Raw genomic sequence first — 17794 nt, forward strand, 5'->3', positions numbered from 1 at the left:
CCGGAATTGCGCGAAAAAATCAGTAATGGTTAAGAGTTGAGGAACTTAAATCTGAAAACAAATGTCTTAAGATGCACTTTTTTCCTTTATTTAGCCACAAGGATAACTTCTAAACCCACACAGAACTTGACACTCTCCGGTCTAAAGACGCGGAGATTCTATGGGGAGTTTCAGTCTATATCCCTCAGTTATCCCAGTTTCAGGATTGGTTCCTTAAATATTTGGGTTCTTGCCCTGATTTCGTTTGCCCTGGCGGGCGAAATCATATCTGACAAGCGTAACTTTCCGAGAGTCCCCCGGTAGCTTTTTATGTCTTTAGTGACAATTTGATTGTATCACGAATGTTGGGTAGAGGCTGTGGCAATGATAGCACGTTAAAACGGTAATCACTTCAAGTAACTTTTTTCCCAGACACAGTAAAGACAATCACCAATTCCCTACTTGATTTAGGGCTATGGTAGATTAAAAAATTGAAATTACCTACACCAAAGAATTCCCCAATCTAGTTGACGACAGATGAGAATTTATCAGTAAACTCCAACTGTGTAAAAATATCAGTAGTTGCAGGATAGTTGAATAAAGCAAGGACAGCAGGAGCTTTATCAAGCTATTTAGTCAGGTTGGTCAGGTTCAAACGCGGTTGTTGGTATCTATGACTGGCAGTATTGGCGATAAGTTCCCAGTTAGTTCGCAAATATTCAAAGATTTTGATTCAGAGCGAACTGCTTGCAGCAGCACTAGTTCCCTCCGGGACGCTCCGCGAACGCTATCGCTTGAAAAAATACACCTGTTGTTTAACAGCTTAAACAGCTTGGGAGTTACACTATAACCTCCTCATTTTTATCTGTCAAGCAATTACATCAGAAATTCTTGGGAAAGTTATCCAGAAAATCCGAGTTGGTAATTCCTGCTCAACCCTGAATAGCAGCAGTTCACATCTGGAAATTTTAGCCGATTTAATTTATTAAGAATTACTTAGCCATAGGGACTCAATCCTGACTCAATACCGAAGTATCGGCTTTACCCAAAAGAATCGGCAGCCATTGATAATAAATAATGATAGTTATTCCTACCGAATTAGCTGAATGAACATCCTGTAATCTTACTTATAGCAATAAATTGTATACATATAATTAGCAGATTACTAATTCCAGTTGATGGTAATAATGCCTAATAAATAAATAGCTATGAGTAACCAAATAAGATAATAGTTAAATGTTCATGGTGATACGGTTTTTGTTATCCACATCTAGCTGGATGTCTTCTTTATCCAAAAATAACTATCTTGATAAAATTAATTAGTTAGCAATATTAGATTATTAACAAAAAAATACTTTACTAATTTTTGAATTATTTATTAATTGATATTTGTATCTATTCATAAAAATCATAAATCCATAAAATCCTTGCTATCCAAGCACTTTGCCTGAATTAAATGTAAATTTAAGCATTTATTTCTTCGATAAAAATTTAATTTATTTGGATATGACTGTTCATTCAAACTATTTATATACTAAGAGCTTAGGTAGACCATATTAGTGGTGTTTTCGTCTTGTATGACAATGATAACATCTGCCATTGAGATTAAAGTGGGGGGTAACACCCCTCATTTTTTGCCAAGTGGGGACAAAACCCAAACTTGCACAAGACATAAGTAAATATCTAGATAAGTTCAGTAAATTTAACTTAAATCTTGCCACCTTGGCAGATGACATTAGCGACAAAAAATAGTATAAATAAAAATGTGGCTTTTGAAATTGAGAAATTAATGGTTTTCCTGATTCCACTGGTGCAATTGTCAGCTTTTACAGCAAAAGCGGCAGAATCAATGGTAAGAAGTTATACAGCAGTAACTAGGGTGAAGCCAAAAATTTCCACTTGGAAGTTTCAACAGTAAACAACGGCATCTACGAAAAGCTACGTCAAACTCAATTCCTCTCGGTAGAAATCAGAAAATTTGGTAAATTTTTACCTTTGATTCATTAGTAAGTATAAATCTGAAGCCCAGACGCAATTAATACATATTATCTGGAGTGAGCTATAGATATTACTAATTGAAAACTGTAAAACTGCCTAGAAAATCAGGGTATACACGGTAAGCACAGTAGTACAGAGGCTTGATTAAAAACAATCAGGTTTTCAATCACAGGTCAGGTTATGAAAAAAATCATCAGGTCAAATGCGTTTTTTAGCTCAGTTCAACGGGTAGTTTTAGAGATGCAGTTTTCTAAAATCCGTTCTATCCAGGTATCCGTGTTGGCAATTACCGTATTTTTGCAACAAGTTGTTACTATTTTCCACATCTGCCACCAATTGATTATTTATAGGTTCTGGTCATTCCCGCAACAGCAATTTGGCTGAAGACCATCGCATTTGCAGAAACTGGACTAATTTATTTACTCAATTCAAAAATAACTAAGATGATGAATCAAGATATTGCTGGCAGTGGTAACAACTTAGAACCAAAAATCCATCCCGAACAGTTAGACCAAGTAGTCGAAGCGATTTTGGCAGGGAAGTATTCTTGGGCTTGTGTTTTAATGTTACGATTCGTGGGCTATAATCCAATGCACTATATCCCTTATCGGACTTATAACCGCATTCTCAAAGAAAATGCTCGTATGAGTCGCTCCAATTCCCAAAATAATGAAACTCTAAAAATTGCTAACTCCACCACAGAGAAAAGATCCGAAGGTAATCTGGCATCTAACTGTTTAAGTAAGATTAAGGATATAGCCTATATGGAAGTGGGAGGTAAGCATCATGCTGAATCACGCGCCAACGGTAGAGAAAAAAAGTCGGCATAGTTGCTGATAATCTCGTAATTGCTTGTTACTCAGATCAGTTGATCGGCAATGTGAGTAACTGCAATTACTGACTTCGTTGTAAAAATCTGCCAGAATGGCAAATACACACTGATAACATCCTATAGATTAGAAATAGCAACCTAAACAAAGATTCATGGCAGACTAATTGCATTTTTCCCAAAAACTGTTTGCGGTTGCACATGAAATAGCAGACTAATTGCGGTTTTCCCAAAAAACTGTTTGCGTCTGCATATGAAAGATAGGGTCTGATTGTTTTGGCATTCAGTTCCTGATTAATTAAATAAATTCTTCATTAAGACTGATGAACCATAACTAAAGGTGGTTCTTTTTCCTAAGAAGTCTGAATGCTTTTCAATTGGGGTGGTGGATTACCCTAATAAAATTGATATGGCTAGATAACTTCTACTACCAAATTTTCTGTAACTAAGGTTTGGCTAACTTTAGTTATTAAGGTAGATAAGGAAAGGGAAAGATTATGGTCAAATCATGCTCTTACTTACAAATTTTTACTGTTATGTCAACTGGCAATTGATATAACGTTGACACTCCCCGCTCTCTAAAGAGACGGGGATTCTTAAAACCAAATAAATAATCTTAATGGCGATATCAATGCGCCTCTACTGATTTCACTAGAACTTAATCCTAGTAGTCTGTCAAATAAATTTTGACGGATAAAGAAGAAATGAGCCACGTTCGCGGAGCGTGCCGTAGGCATTAGGCCGCAAAGAGCGCGAAGGAAGAAGGAAGAAGGAAGAAGAAAAATTTATTTACCCCAACCCGTAATGGCTATTAAGGGAACACCAAAAAATAAATTACCCAATTTTGTGGGATAACTGAGGGATATAGACTGAAACTCTCTATAGAATCTCCGCGTCTTTAGACCGGAGAGTGTCAACAACTTTAAGTTAATATGAATTTTCTATAAAGTCTTCATGAAGTTTAGATGAAGATTTTATTTTTTATATAAATTTTAGAAGAAGATGTAGCAGAATTTAAAGATAAGAACTAAAGCTTTGTCACTTTTTTATCTAAACTAAATGACTAACGCCATGCTATCAGACAAACAATTTCATATTTAAGAAAGTTTGCTGATGAGAGTTTTCTATTTTTAGGATAGTGTAAGAGATAGATTACATCCTGCTTAAGTTTATTTAGTGTGAGGCTACAATTTTTGAAAAGTTACGTAATTGTTAGTTAGTTATAACTGCATCAATTAATTAACTGAAATACCAGTGTTTATCAATAGACTCCCATCTCAATTAGGGGTAATATCATTCCCTATGTAGATTTTTGGCATTAGCAAGCTAAATCTTGGGAGTTTGTTTATGGGTGTTTTGCCAGACAATGCTGTTTATTGGGGGGACACAACAGCTATGCCTGTTACATAGATATTGAAAATTAAATGAATATTCAGGAAACATCCTACAGATTAAATATTGCATATCTGTGAAAGTTTTTGCATCTGGATTTTAGGAATAGATGTAATAGATGAATTTGCCCGAATTTGAAAGTAGAAAGCAACTGGTAAGAATTATGTCATCTTATTCTCATCAAGATCAGGTTGTGAATATTTACGATAATTATGAAAGTAAGTTTTTAACACCTTTTCAGCGAAAGGTGTTGCTAAAAAATTTACAAAATAATTCGCAACCAGAATATCGGCGACGAATTGAGATTATGTTGTTAGCAGATATGGGAAAGTCGCAAACTCATATTTGTGAAATGATTGGTTGTTCTCAGGAGATGGCGAGATACTGGATCGGTATTGCTGAGGCGGGGATGGCGCATAAATGGAATCAGCGACCATTGGGTAGACCAAAGATTGTTAATGATGAATATATTGAAAGATTGAAGGAATTAGTTAATTGTAGTCCCCGTGAATATGGCTATGCTTTTGGTGATTGGACGGCTCAATGGTTGAGTAAACATTTGGCGAAGGAGTTGGGAATTCAAATTAGCGATCGCCACATTAATCGCCTCCTTAAACAAATGGGACTGTCTACTAAACGCAAAAGTTCCCCATTGATAACTACTGAAAATCAGGATTTAGCAATTAAAATTAGTGATTTGCATTCTCTACCTGAACCTAGTTTTCATTGGTCATTTAATCTCATGCAGACCAATAAATAATAGTGTTTTGGAGGTTAGGAAGTGCTATCAGCGTTTTCTCAGGAACAATTAGCTACATATATTAAGCAAGTCTTGGGTGATGGATTATCAGATCAAGTAGTTACAGATTGTATCCAGGCTTTAGAAATTATTGAGCCACCTGTAGCAAAGCAATTTTGGCAAGCGACTACAGCCAATCCGGGAATTTATATTGTGCTGTCGGGTAAGGTAAGATTGCTTGATAGCTCCAACAATTTAATTAATACTCTCACGCCAGGATCATCATTTGGGGAGTTAACTTTATTTCCAGACCAAGATTTTAGCAGTTATGTTGCTAGAGCTTCTGTGAATTTAAAGGTTGCCTATCTTCCCGAAAAAACGGTGAAAAAGGTTATGGGAGAATTTCCTCGTGTTTATAATTTCTTGCTGAATAAAGCAGAGTTAATTAACACTCCTAAGTCTCCAGATATGCCGATTGTTGAATTGCCAAGAAATGGCAAAGTTGTTAATTTCTCTCAACCAATTGTTCCCCCACCAACATCAACAAAGAAACGCTCTCAATATTTTCCTATTCCTACTGTTATTGCTGGCAATTGGTGGCGGAAATTTACTAAACGCTACCCATTTTTTGAACAACAAAGTGCTGCGGATTGTGGTGCTGCTTGCTTAGTTATGATTGGTCGTTATTGGGGGAAAAACCTAAGTATTAATCGGCTGCGGGATCTGGCTAATATTAGCCGGAGTGGTGCATCTATGCGGAGTTTGAGTGCAGCGGCGGAAAGCCTTGGTTTTGCTACCCGTCCGGTAAAAGCCAGTTTGGATAAATTTGCTCAACAACCTTTACCAGCGATCGCTCATTGGCAAGGTAAACATTACATTGTTGTCTATGAAATTACCAAAAAACAGGTAATTATTGCCGATCCTGCCATTGGTCAACGTCGGCTGACTACCAAGGAATTTCTCACAGGTTGGACTGGTTACGCTTTACTATTACAACCTACAGCTTCCCTCAAAAAAACGCCAGAAGCTAACACGCCATTTTGGCAGTTATTGGATTTAGTTAAACCTCATTTTCAAGTTCTCCTAGAAGTATTTCTGGCTTCGGTCTTAATTCAGATATTTGGATTAATCACGCCTTTATTTACTCAACTCCTATTAGATAGAGTCATTGTTCAAGGCAGTGTTTTAACTTTAAATACTGTCGGGTTTGGATTGTTAATTTTCGGCTTGTTTCGGGTTGCCATTAATGGCTTAAGACAATATTTACTAGATCATACAGCCAACCGCATTAGTATCGCCTTGATGGTAGGTTTTATTAAACATACATTTAGTCTACCGCTGGCATTTTTTGAATCTCGTTATGTCGGGGATATTGTTTCCCGTGTCCAAGAAAATCAAAAAATTCAACGTTTTTTAACTGGTGAAGCTCTTTCCATTGGATTGGATTTACTAACAGTCTTTATTTATGTGGGATTAATGTTTTGGTATAGTCCACCAATGGCATTAATGACATTAGCAATTGTGCCGCCATTTGTGATTTTAACATTCTTTGCTACACCATTTTTGCGGCGGATTAGTCGGGAGGTATTTACAGCAGGAACACTGGAAAATAGTTATTTAATTCAAAGCTTGACTGGCATTTCTTCGATTCGCTCAATGGCTATTGAACAAACGGTGCGTTGGCATTGGGAAGAATTGCTAAATAATTTAATCAAAAAGAACTTTAGTGGTCAAGTAATTGGTAATCAACTGCAATTAGTTAGTTCTACTATTCAATCTTTGGCAAGTACAGGATTATTATGGTTTGGAGCTTGGTTGGTTATTCAAAATCAACTTACCATTGGTCAATTAGTTGCCTTTAATATGTTATTAGGCAATATTATTCAGCCTTTCCAAAGATTAATTATTTTGTGGAATCAGTTACAGGAAGTAATTGTCGCCACAGAACGAATTAATGATGTCTTAGAAGCACAACCAGAGGAAGATTTAGAACATAAACCTCGGCAATTTCTACCAAGATTAATGGGGAAAATTAGTTTTAATAATGTTACCTTTCGCTATCATCCTGAAAGTGAGATTAATATTTTAGAAAATCTCAGTTTTGAAATCTTGCCAGAACAAACTGTAGCAGTTGTTGGTCGCAGTGGTTCTGGAAAAACAACACTTTCTAAGTTGATTTTGGGTTTATATCTAGCGACAGATGGAAGAGTTCTGATTGACAATCAAGATGTTACTAGTATTTCCTTACATTCCTTGCGATCGCAAATTGGAGTTGTTGATCAAGATACCTTTTTATTTGGAGGAACAATTCGGGAAAATATCACAATTGCTCATCCAGAAGCCTCTTTAGAAGAGATTATAGAAGCAGCCAGACTTGCAGGTGCAGATGAGTTTATTAAAAGGATGCCAATGGGTTATGAAACTCAAATTGGTGAAGGGGGAGGAATGTTATCTGGAGGACAACGCCAACGGTTAGCAATTGCCCGCGCATTATTAGGAAATCCCCGACTTTTAATATTAGATGAAGCCACGAGTCACCTGGATGCTGAATCAGAACGGATTATTCAGAACAACCTTAAAAAAATCTTGCAAGGACGTACAAGTGTAATCATTGCTCACCGTCTTTCCACAGTTCGTCATGCTGATCTAATTTTAGTCTTAGATCGTGGTGTTTTAGTAGAAAGCGGTACACATGAACAATTAATCGCCAAAAGAGGACATTATTTCTATCTTAATCAACAACAATTAGCACAAAAAAATTAATTTTCACCATATCCCCGACTTCTTGAAGAAGTCGGGGATATATAACCAAAATTCTCTAATTATTTATGCCACAGTCAGTTTACACCCAACCAACTACTACTATAAAGCCGCAGCATCAACCTGAATCTACTGCTGTAATAACAAACCAGCAAATCCAGATATTAGATAAAGCCAAGGATTGGTTTTATGGCACAGAGGAATTATTAGATGCTTTACCAAAAGCATGGACTCGTTCCATGTTGTATTTACTAGTTAGTTTTGCTACCATTATTTTGCCTTGGGCAATGTTAACTAAAGTTGATGAAACAGGTAATGCTAGTGGGAGAATAGAACCCAAAGGAGCAACACAAAAATTAGATAGTGCGGTAACTGGTAGTGTTGTTAATGTCAATGTTAAAGAAGGAGCAACTGTTAAAGCTGGACAAGTTTTATTAGCAATGGAATCTGATGTTTTACAAACAGAAATTCAACAAGCACAATCTAAATTAGAGGGGTTGATTAATCGCCAATCTCAACTAGAGATATTAAAAAATCAAGTCTTAATGTCAATTAATATTCAACGTCAGCAAAACCAATCTCAATCATTAGAAAAAATTGCTCAACTTAATCAAGCTAAACAAACATTTGAGACTAAAAAAAGTGCTTATAATTTCCAAGATTTGGAAAAATTAGCTCAAATTGATCAGGCAAAACAGAATATACAATCTAATCAAACTAACTACAGATTAGCTACAAGTCGCTTACGTCGAGATATTTCGGAAGTTCAACGTTATCGTCTGCTATTAAAGGAAGGAATAATTGCTCAAACTAAAATAATAGAATTAGAAAAAATTGCTGAAGAAAGTCAACGTTCTCAAGAAGAAGCAAAATTTAATCTGCAAACAGCAAAGTTAAAACTAAAGGAGGAAGTCAGTCGTTATCAGTCACTAATGAATCAAGTTAGATCAGATATTGAACAGGCAAAACTACGGTTACAAGAAGAAGAAAGTAGTTATAAAAGTTCTCTAAAAGGCGGAGAATTAATTTTATTAAAAAGTCAAGAACAGTTTAAAGACATTCAAAATCAAATCATTTCCCTTAAATCAGAAATGATGCAGACAAAAGGACAGATTACAGCCTTAAATTTACAACTAAAACAGCGAACTATCCGTTCTCCTATTGATGGAATAATTTTTGAATTACCTATTAAAAAATCTGGTTCTGTTGTCCAAGTAGGACAAATGATTGCTCAAATTGCTCCCGAAAATGCTCCCTTGATCCTGAAGGCACGTATGCCTAGTCAAAATAGTGGTTTTGTCAAGGCAGGAATGCCAGTCAAAATTAAATTTGATGCTTATCCTTTCCAAGAATACGGAATTGTGTCAGGACGTATTAGTTGGATTTCACCTAACTCTAGAGTTCAAGAAAATAGTTCTAACCGCATAGAAACTTATGAATTAGATATCGCTTTAGAAAATCCTTATATTCAAGTCGGTAACAAACGGATTCCTATTACCTCTGGACAAACAGCAAGTGCGGAAGTAATCATTCGTCAGCGTCATGTTATTGACTTTATCTTAGATCCATTCAAGAAGTTGCAAAAGAGTGGTTTAGAGCTTTAAATAAAATTAGTATCAAAGACATAATTTAATAAGTTATGTCTTTTTTTAAAGGCTTTAATATGCAACTTTTTGATTATTTTTAAGAGAAAAATGTCAGAATGAAATAGTTGAAATTACTAAAGATGAGAGGGTAAGACAATGAAGAAAATAGTGATAAATGACCTATATCCTAGTCATTTATTAACCTTTATTGATGATTTAATGCCACCAGAATTGTATGTTTTATTAGGAAGAGGTTTAGGAGGGTTTTATCCCCCTCTAGGGCTAAGTCCTAATGTTTTTGTAACCACTGTTTATGATGGTGTAAATACCATCTCAACAACTTATGAAGGAGCCGGTAGCTTTCATGATAATAAATTTAATACGATAGATTATGCTCGGACAGTTAATGCTTGGGTAAATCGTTAATTATTTCCGCATATTCAAGGGCGATTTTGTCACATTTACCAAAACTGTTCACTGTTTAATAGGGAAATAAGATCATGGCTACAATCATAATTTCTGACTTGCAGGAAAAGATATTTTTGGATGACTTAAATTCAGGGCAAATACAACAAATTTTAGGTACTGGTATTATACCTTTACCTTTCTTGGGTGGACGTGATGTTGCTTTAACGACTGTTTATGATGGTATAAATAACTTGGAAACAGCATATCGTGGTCCATTGAGTTTCTACGATAATAAGATTTTTACTCTTGATCTGGCTAGAAGTGCTGTCTATTTAGTATTGTGAACAATTATTAGGTGGTTATTTTTTCTTTACACCCCACCGCTTATCTCCGAGGAAGTAAAAACTTCCTCTTTTTTGTTGTTCTTGCTGATAATTGTTTACAGTTATATGAAAACTGCTGTATGTTATAATCTAGGATTATAGATATGAATTACTGCATATAATAAGTAGGTGAACACAATAAAACCAATCTGTGTAAAGAAAAGTAAAATCGCCCAAACCCTCTTCACTCTTGCCTCTTGGATGAGTGCCTCTTGCCTTGCCATAACGACGATTTTCAATGCTAACCTACTTAAATGATAGAAATTTCTCAGACAGTAATTATTCCTGATAGCGATATTGAAATTAGTGCAATTCGTTCCCAGGGTGCAGGTGGTCAAAATGTTAATAAGGTGGCTACTGCTATTCATTTGCGCTTTGATATTGGGGCTTCTTCCTTACCAGAAATCTATAAGGAACGGCTTTTGAAGTTGAAAGATCATCGCATTACCCTTGAGGGAGTTGTGGTTATTAAAGCGCAGGAATATCGCAGTCAAGAACAGAACAAAGAGGAAGCTTTCAGACGACTTCAAGAACTGATTAAAAGTGTATCTGTGTTACCTCGAAAACGCAAACGGACAAAACCAAGTCGCAGTTCTCAAAGAAAACGTCTTGATAGTAAAAACAAGCGGGGACAAATTAAATTGACTAGAGGAAAAATCACAGAATAATCACGACACTATTACTGTAATGCTAATATACAGAAATCCTAAATAAAATAAAAACATCCCCTCCTCCTCCGTGTCCTCTGTGCCTCTGTGGTTCGTTAAACAACAAATACCATATATTATATATTAACGTCCTAACATTTTATCGCGCAGATGTTTAATGCGAAGAATAAAAATATACTACTCTAGCCAAAAATAACCAATGAGGTTATGAAATCTAGTATTATTGGCTCTAATTGTCAAAATTATAGAGAATCATAATTATTTGGAGTTGTTTTGTCATTAGTAATTACCAAAAATCAACCACCCGTTCTGTATGTGGATACAATAAAAGACTATCCGCGTCATGTAGAGATGCTTTTGAAAGACTGGTATGAGATATTGCAACTCCCTGAATACTGCTTGGAACTGATAATTGATTTCCACTATTGCGAATTCCTTGGACACATCGGTGTTACCTTTTTAGGGGGAATAGTTCGCCTATTTGCATACAGGGGTGGAAATGTCATTTTTCACTGGAATACACTTATAGACAAAATTCGGATGAATTTGGCTCAAAATGGGTTCCTCTATGATTTTGGCTACAATCAGAAACCTTGGGATGGTAACTCCGTACCTTATCGAAGTGATACTCAACACGACCCTATAGCCATAGCTGACTACTTAGGATATAAATGGCTAGGTAAAGGTTGGGTTAATATCAGTCCTGGATTACAGGATGCAATCGCAGGTAAAGTTGTAGAAATATATTTTAATGCCTTTGAACATAGCCAATCTTCAATAGGTGTATTTAGTTGCGGTCAACATTATCCTGAGTCAGGTACTCTTCAGTTAACGGTGGTTGACTTTGGAATTGGTATCCCTAATAGTGTTCGTACTTTACCCGAAAATGCAGCAATGACATCTATTGAGGCTTTAAAGTGGGCATTTGAGCCGGGAAATAGCACCAAGCAGCAAGGTATCCGCCAGGGTGAAGGTTTACACATACTACAGGAATTTGTCCAAAAAAATCATGGAACTCTGATGATTTTCAGTAATGACAGCTATGTCAATATAGGAGATAATGGAGTTAAATACGAAAACGTTTGTACTAACTTTTCGGGAACGCTAGTCAATATAGCTTTTCGATGTGATGAAAAATACTACTGTTTAGCTTCAGAAGTTCCTAAACTCAAGAAGCTGAAGCTTTAGAGAGAGGGAGATAAGGACATGATGTATAAAGTTTACGATATAGTTGGCGAGTATGCCATCACTCCTGATGGTGGACAAAAGTTATATGATCAGATTCATCCATGTTTACTAACTGATGAAACTGTGGAGTTAGATTTTGCAGGAGTGAAGGTTTTTGCATCTCCATTTGTGAATTTTGCATTTGGTCAATTGTTAAAAGATATCCCATCTGAGAAGTTGAATCAATTGCTTGAATTTACTTCTCTCAATGCTGATGGATGGGATGTTATTAATCACGTAATGACTAGAGCTAAACGTTATTACTCTGATGAAAAATATCGTAATGCTGTGGATACGGTGATAACAGATATGGCTGCAAGTTTTTGAAGTATGGCGATTATTCAAGCTGATATCATAGATATCAAAACTGATACCCCACAGCAAAGTGACATTTTCTTTGTAGATACCAACATCTGGTTTTGGCAAACTTATACAAATGCTGCATTTACGGCTAAACGTTACCAAATTACAGATTATCCCAACTATATCAACAAAACACGCCAAAATGGAGCTACTCTTACTTATTCTGGACTCACTTTAGCTGAACTTGCTCATATTATTGAGAAAACAGAATATGATATTTATGTTCAATCTAATGGATATTTACACTTTAAGAAATACCGTCATGATTATCCAACAGAAAGAGCTAATGTAGTCGCTGAAGTTCAGTTTACTTGGCGACGAATCAAAAAAATTGCAATTCCTATTGATTTAACAGTAGATGACGCAACAACTGATGCTGCTATTAACCGATTTACCACTCAAGCAGTTGATGGTTATGATTTGCTGATGCTTGAAGCTATTAGCAAAGCAGGAGCAGGAACAGTTAAGATTATTACTGATGATATGGATTATAGTGTTGTTCCAGGTATTCAGGTGTTTACTAGCAATAAATATGTTATTCAAGATGCTGCTATGCAAAAGAAGTTAGTAAGGCGTTAATTATACATTTATGTTATCTTCCTAACATTTTATCTCGCAGATGTTTAATGCGATCGCTGACGCAGCGCAAGGCTAACGCGCAATTTTCCAGCTTTCTAACGTCCTAACATTTTATCTCGCAAATGCTTAATGCGATTGCTGACGCAGCGCAAGGCTAACGCGCAATTTTCCAGCTTTCTAACGTCCTAACATTTTATCTCGAAGATGCTTAATGCGATCGCGCAATTTTCCAGCTTCCTCAAATTCCATCTTCTTCGCTGCTTCCTTCATCTGTTTTTCTAAAATTGTAATTAACTCTGGAATATCTTCCACCGATAATTCATCTAAATGTTCATCAACCATTTTTAAATCAGTTGCATTTAAACGACGAGAGGCATCTAAAAATGATAAAATTGAATTAGTTTGTTTTTTGATAATCGGTTGCGGTGTAATTCCATGCAGTTTATTATAAGCCGTTTGAATTCCTCTTCTTCTATCAGTTTCATCAATGGCTTTAATCATACTACCTGTTAATTTATCAGCATATAAAATTGCCTTTCCTCTAATGTGACGGGCTGCGCGGCCGATAGTTTGAATTAGAGAACGTTCAGTCCGCAAAAATCCTTCCTTATCTGCGTCCATAATTGCAACTAACGAAACTTCGGGTAAATCCAAACCTTCCCGCAATAAATTTACACCGACTAACACATCAAAAACACCATTTCGCAAATCTTGTAAAATCTCAATCCGTTGAATGGAATTAATTTCTGAATGTAAATATCTGATTTTAATTCCCCTCTCTGCTAAATATTCAGTCAAATCTTCCGCCATGCGTTTAGTTAATGTAGTAATTAACGTTCTTTCTTGACGGTCAACTCGATCTTTTATTTCTCCTAATAAATCATCAATTTGTCCTTCCGTGGGACGCACAAATATTTCTGGGTCAATTACTCCCGTCGGTCTAATTACTTGTTCAATAATATTCTCTTCCGAAATTTCTAATTCCCAATTTCCTGGAGTCGCAGAAACGAAAATACATTGATTGACTTTTTGCCAAAATTCTTCGGCTTGTAAAGGACGATTATCCGCAGCACTGGGAAGCCGGAAACCATGATCTATTAATACTTTTTTCCTCGCTTGATCTCCATTATACATTCCGCGAATTTGGGGAACAGTAACATGAGATTCATCTATCACTAATAACCAATCTTTAGGAAAATAGTCAATTAAACATTCTGGTGGTTCTCCTGCTTGTCTTCCGGCTAAATGGCGAGAATAATTTTCTACACCGTTACAATATCCCACTTCTCTTAACATTTCTAAATCATAACGGGTGCGTTGATCAATGCGTTGTGCTTCCACTAATTTACCCATTGATTCTAATGTTAATTGTTGCTGTTTTAATTCGGTGGCTATATCTTCACAAGCTATTTCTACTCTTTCTTTAGGAGTAACAAAGTGACGCGCTGGGTAGATATTTACTGCTTCTAAACTGTGGAGAATTTCCCCACTAACAGGATCTACATATCTAATTGCATCAATTTCATCCCCAAAGAATTCAACTCTAATAATTCTATCTTCATAAGCAGGAGAAATTTCTAAAACATCACCACGAACTCGAAATTTTCCTCTCCCCATTTCGATATCATTCCGAGTATATTGAACTGCGGTTAAATCTCGTAAAACTTGACGTGGATCAATTTCCATTCCCAATTGTAATCGAATTGCGGCTTTCAGGTATTCCGCCGGCATTCCTAAACCGTAAATACAACTAATTGAAGCCACAACAATCACATCTTTGCGTTCAAATAAGGAACGAGTGGCGGAATGTCGTAACATATCTATTTCTTCATTTATCGCTGATGTTTTCTCTATATAAGTATCAGTAACGGGTAGATATGCTTCGGGTTGATAGTAATCGTAATAACTGACAAAATACTCAACTGCATTATGAGGAAAAAACTCCCGCAGTTCGTTACACAACTGGGCGGCTAATGTCTTATTATGGGCTAATACTAAGGTAGGTCTACCGACTTTTTCAATGACTGCGGCTATGGAAAATGTTTTACCGGTTCCTGTCGCACCCAGTAATGTTTGATAATGATTTCCTGTTTGAATACTAGCAGAAAGTTGTGCGATCGCTTGTGGTTGATCACCGGTCGGGACAAAAGGCGCTTGCAGATTAAAATCCATTATCTAGCTTCAACGTTACACCTAGCAATTCTACACAATTTCTCAGTTTTACGTTTGGCGCGAAATTTTTTTTTTCGGGGTTTGGCTTGCAACATCGCCGGCGATGTGCTATATTAATATAATGGAGTGGTGATAAAATTTTTATTGAGGCACACATTCCCATTATCAAAATATCACCCCTAGCGGCGCAAGTCAACCCCCAAAACTTTAAAAAAAGAAAATTTTTTTACTTAAATATCAATTTATACTTGTAATTACATAGGAATGATAGCAAATTAAGATTTTTGGAATAATTGAACGCAGATAAACGCAGATAAACGCAGATAAATATGGATGATTGTTATTCTGTCCCTAAGGAATAAAGGTTTTAGAGAATTTTTGCGTGGGTTATATCTATAGTATCAGAACTGGTTAAAATAGAAAATAAATCTATTGCTGTTTTGAAATGATACCAGAAGCAAATATTGAAGATGTTCAAGAACCAATTACCAGCGCACCACCGGAGGTGAAGCAAATTATTGAGAAGGTATGGAGGTTGGAGAAAAGCCGATTAGATAGAAAGAGTAAGGGTCATATTAATGATGATATTCTCACTATTGTGAAGGAAGCGGTACAATGAAGCTAACTTCGATTAAATTATGTAATTTTCGTTCTTTTTATGGGAAAACCCCAGAGATAACTTTAGCTGGTGGAGATGTTCGCAATACTACTATGATTTATGGTAGTAATGGCGCAGGTAAAACTAGTATTTTGAATGCGTTTACTTGGGTTTTATATGAAAAATTTAGTGCGGCTTTTGCGTCAACGGAACAGTTAGTAAATAAACGCGCAATTTCAGAATCTCAACCTAGTCAACCTGTGGAATGTTGGGTGGAAGTTGGTTGGGAACATGAAGGTAATCGTTATCGCGCTACTCGTGGTTGTCGGGTTTATAAAAATGAAAGTGATGTGATTGAAGCTGGGAAAACTCAGTTGAAAATTCAAGTTGCTGGAGATGATGGAAAATGGTATTTTCCTCTTCAACAAGCTGAGGAAATTATTACTCAGATTTTACCAGCAAGTTTACATCAATATTTTTTCTTTGACGGTGAACGCATTGAAGAAATTGTCCGTTCTGATAATAAAGCGGAAATTTCTGAAGCCATTAGAACTTTTTTGGGTGTGGAAGTTATTGAACTTTCGATTAAACACTTGAAAGATGCTAAGAAGAGTTTAGAAACTGAGTTAAAACATATTGGTGACGCGGAAACTAAACAGTTGTTGAATCAGCAAGAAAAGCAAGAACTGGAAATTGACAATATTAATAAACGTCAAACGGAAATAAATCAAGAGTTGGAATATCAACAGACTTTCAAAAAGGAAGTTAGTAATAAGTTACGAGAATTGAGTGCTGTTAAAGAATTACAGGAAAGAAAGCAAAGTTTAGAATCTCAAAAAGATAGTTTGCGGGAAGAGTTGAAAAAAACACGGGAGAATTTGAAAAAGGTTATTTCCGCACGGGGTTATACTGTTCTGTTATCGGAAACTACCGCTAAGTTTCGGGAAATATTTACAGATTTAAAACAAAAAGGTGAATTAACTGCGGGAATTTCGCGGGAATTTATCAATGATTTACTCAATACTGGACGTTGTATTTGTGGTGCAGATTTAAGGGAAGGAACTCACACCCATTTTCATGTCAAGAATTTAATGAGAAAATCTGGTTCTTCGACTGTAGAAGAAACCGCAATTAGAATGAGCGCGCAAGTTGATGAAATTGATAAACAAGCAGTTGCTTTTTGGGAAGAAGCGGACAGGGAACAAGTACGAATTCAACAGTTACGAGAAAATCTTAATCAAGTTGAATTGGAATTAGCAACTATTCAAGAACAACTCCGAAAAGATCCCAATGAGGAAATTAGTAGTTTACAAAAACGTCTTGATGAAATTGAAGCTAAAATTGATGACTTAAATCGAGAACAAGGTGCAAATCAACAGGAAGTTTCTCATCTAAAAACAGCTATTGATGCTTTGATAAAACAAATATCTAAGCAAAAACAAAATGAGGAAAAACAATCTTTAGCACAGCGTCGCATTAATGCTACTCAAGATGCAATTGACAGATTATCGGAAGTTAAAAACCGTCAAGAAAATCAATTTCGTCTCCAATTGGAACAGCGGGTACAGGAAATTTTCTCAGATATTTCTTTTACTCCTTATGTTCCCAAAATTAGCGAAAAGTATGAGTTGAGTTTGGTGGAAAATACGACGGGATTTGAAGCACCAGTCGCAGCTTCTACGGGAGAAAATCAAATTCTCAGTTTATCTTTTATCGCTAGTATTATTGATAAGGTGCGTGACTGGAGTGAGAAGCGGAAAATGATGATGGTTCCTGATAGTAGCACTTTTCCTATTGTTATGGATTCTCCTTTTGGGAGTTTAGATGCTAATTCTCGTCGTCACATTGCGCGAACTATTCCTAAGTTAGCAAATCAGTTGGTTGTGTTGGTGACTAAGACTCAGTGGCGGGTTGAGGTTGAGGAGGAAATTGCTGATAAGATTGGGAAGGAATATGTTTTGGTTTATTATTCTTCTAAGCCTAATTGTGAACAGGATTTTATTGAGTTGGGGAGAGAAAGATATGCTTTGGTTCGACAGAGTTTGAATGGTTTTGAATATACGGAAATTGTTGAGGTTGAATAAATAATTTTTGTTTCGCGCAAAGTCGCTAA

Annotated in this window: 14 protein-coding genes; 13 read left to right on the top strand and 1 reads right to left on the bottom strand. The window is 36.1% G+C overall.

The features are described 5' to 3' along the window. Positions 1-1693 precede the first annotated feature (1693 nt). From HEQ36_RS06920 to HEQ36_RS06970, 11 genes are all read left to right on the top strand, one after another. Positions 1694-1897 (top strand): hypothetical protein, encoded by a 204-nt coding sequence (locus tag HEQ36_RS06920; RefSeq protein WP_152540518.1) that lies wholly within the window; start codon positions 1694-1696, stop codon positions 1895-1897. A gap of 523 nt (positions 1898-2420) precedes the next feature. Next, positions 2421-2807: a HetP family heterocyst commitment protein gene (locus tag HEQ36_RS06925; protein WP_233455432.1), complete on the top strand. Its 387-nt coding sequence runs from the start codon at positions 2421-2423 to the stop codon at positions 2805-2807. A 1554-nt stretch (positions 2808-4361) separates the two neighbouring features. After that, positions 4362-4958 carry a helix-turn-helix domain-containing protein gene (locus HEQ36_RS06930; protein ID WP_027404603.1) on the top strand — a complete coding sequence of 199 codons (597 nt, stop codon included), beginning with the start codon at positions 4362-4364 and terminating at the stop codon, positions 4956-4958. Between the two features lie 21 nt (positions 4959-4979). Further along, positions 4980-7700 carry a peptidase domain-containing ABC transporter gene (locus HEQ36_RS06935; RefSeq protein ID WP_053540427.1) on the top strand — a complete coding sequence of 907 codons (2721 nt, stop codon included), beginning with the start codon at positions 4980-4982 and terminating at the stop codon, positions 7698-7700. 65 nt (positions 7701-7765) lie between these two features. Further along, complete coding sequence (locus HEQ36_RS06940) at positions 7766-9301, top strand: HlyD family efflux transporter periplasmic adaptor subunit (RefSeq protein WP_053540428.1); 1536 nt, start codon at positions 7766-7768, stop codon at positions 9299-9301. A gap of 138 nt (positions 9302-9439) precedes the next feature. After that, positions 9440-9709 (top strand): hypothetical protein, encoded by a 270-nt coding sequence (locus HEQ36_RS06945; protein WP_027404600.1) that lies wholly within the window; start codon positions 9440-9442, stop codon positions 9707-9709. Positions 9710-9783: 74 nt separating this feature from the next. Continuing rightward, positions 9784-10035 carry a hypothetical protein gene (locus tag HEQ36_RS06950; RefSeq protein WP_168635568.1) on the top strand — a complete coding sequence of 84 codons (252 nt, stop codon included), beginning with the start codon at positions 9784-9786 and terminating at the stop codon, positions 10033-10035. 293 nt (positions 10036-10328) lie between these two features. Next, the gene (arfB, locus tag HEQ36_RS06955) at positions 10329-10742 is read left to right on the top strand and encodes an alternative ribosome rescue aminoacyl-tRNA hydrolase ArfB (protein WP_039200708.1); all 414 of its coding nucleotides are present in this window, start codon (positions 10329-10331) and stop codon (positions 10740-10742) included. A gap of 273 nt (positions 10743-11015) precedes the next feature. Further along, a complete protein-coding gene (locus HEQ36_RS06960; protein ID WP_205748468.1) occupies positions 11016-11930 on the top strand; it encodes a HAMP domain-containing histidine kinase in 915 nt (304 codons plus the stop codon). 18 nt (positions 11931-11948) lie between these two features. Next, positions 11949-12296: an STAS-like domain-containing protein gene (locus HEQ36_RS06965; RefSeq protein ID WP_027404595.1), complete on the top strand. Its 348-nt coding sequence runs from the start codon at positions 11949-11951 to the stop codon at positions 12294-12296. 3 nt (positions 12297-12299) lie between these two features. Next, a complete protein-coding gene (locus tag HEQ36_RS06970; protein WP_053540430.1) occupies positions 12300-12911 on the top strand; it encodes a hypothetical protein in 612 nt (203 codons plus the stop codon). 177 nt (positions 12912-13088) lie between these two features. On the opposite strand, the gene uvrB is transcribed toward HEQ36_RS06970, so the two are convergent. Then, on the bottom strand, positions 13089-15086 hold the full coding sequence (gene uvrB / locus HEQ36_RS06975; RefSeq protein ID WP_041457899.1) for an excinuclease ABC subunit UvrB: 1998 nt from the start codon (positions 15084-15086) through the stop codon (positions 13089-13091). Between the two features lie 442 nt (positions 15087-15528). Between uvrB and HEQ36_RS06980 the strand changes: the two genes are divergently transcribed. Both HEQ36_RS06980 and HEQ36_RS06985 read left to right on the top strand, forming a co-directional pair. Further along, entirely contained in the window at positions 15529-15702 is a 174-nt protein-coding gene (locus HEQ36_RS06980; protein WP_015079891.1) for a hypothetical protein, read from the top strand. Continuing rightward, on the top strand, positions 15699-17765 hold the full coding sequence (locus HEQ36_RS06985) for an AAA family ATPase (protein ID WP_168635569.1): 2067 nt from the start codon (positions 15699-15701) through the stop codon (positions 17763-17765). Before HEQ36_RS06980 ends, HEQ36_RS06985 begins: the two co-directional genes overlap by 4 nt. Positions 17766-17794 lie beyond the last annotated feature (29 nt).

Source organism: Anabaena sp. 54, assembly GCF_017355725.1.
GTDB classification, from domain to species: domain Bacteria; phylum Cyanobacteriota; class Cyanobacteriia; order Cyanobacteriales; family Nostocaceae; genus Dolichospermum; species Dolichospermum heterosporum.

What these genes read in the sequence shown, in the direction of transcription:
- HEQ36_RS06925 (WP_233455432.1), top strand. Translation starts at nt 2,421, where the DNA reads ATGATGAATCAAGATATTGCTGGCAGTGGTAACAACTTAGAACCAAAA.
- HEQ36_RS06930 (WP_027404603.1), top strand. Translation starts at nt 4,362, where the DNA reads ATGTCATCTTATTCTCATCAAGATCAGGTTGTGAATATTTACGATAAT.
- HEQ36_RS06940 (WP_053540428.1), top strand. Translation starts at nt 7,766, where the DNA reads ATGCCACAGTCAGTTTACACCCAACCAACTACTACTATAAAGCCGCAG.
- HEQ36_RS06945 (WP_027404600.1), top strand. Translation starts at nt 9,440, where the DNA reads ATGAAGAAAATAGTGATAAATGACCTATATCCTAGTCATTTATTAACC.
- HEQ36_RS06950 (WP_168635568.1), top strand. Translation starts at nt 9,784, where the DNA reads ATGGCTACAATCATAATTTCTGACTTGCAGGAAAAGATATTTTTGGAT.
- arfB (WP_039200708.1), top strand. Translation starts at nt 10,329, where the DNA reads ATGATAGAAATTTCTCAGACAGTAATTATTCCTGATAGCGATATTGAA.
- HEQ36_RS06965 (WP_027404595.1), top strand. Translation starts at nt 11,949, where the DNA reads ATGATGTATAAAGTTTACGATATAGTTGGCGAGTATGCCATCACTCCT.
- HEQ36_RS06970 (WP_053540430.1), top strand. Translation starts at nt 12,300, where the DNA reads ATGGCGATTATTCAAGCTGATATCATAGATATCAAAACTGATACCCCA.
- HEQ36_RS06980 (WP_015079891.1), top strand. Translation starts at nt 15,529, where the DNA reads ATGATACCAGAAGCAAATATTGAAGATGTTCAAGAACCAATTACCAGC.
- HEQ36_RS06985 (WP_168635569.1), top strand. Translation starts at nt 15,699, where the DNA reads ATGAAGCTAACTTCGATTAAATTATGTAATTTTCGTTCTTTTTATGGG.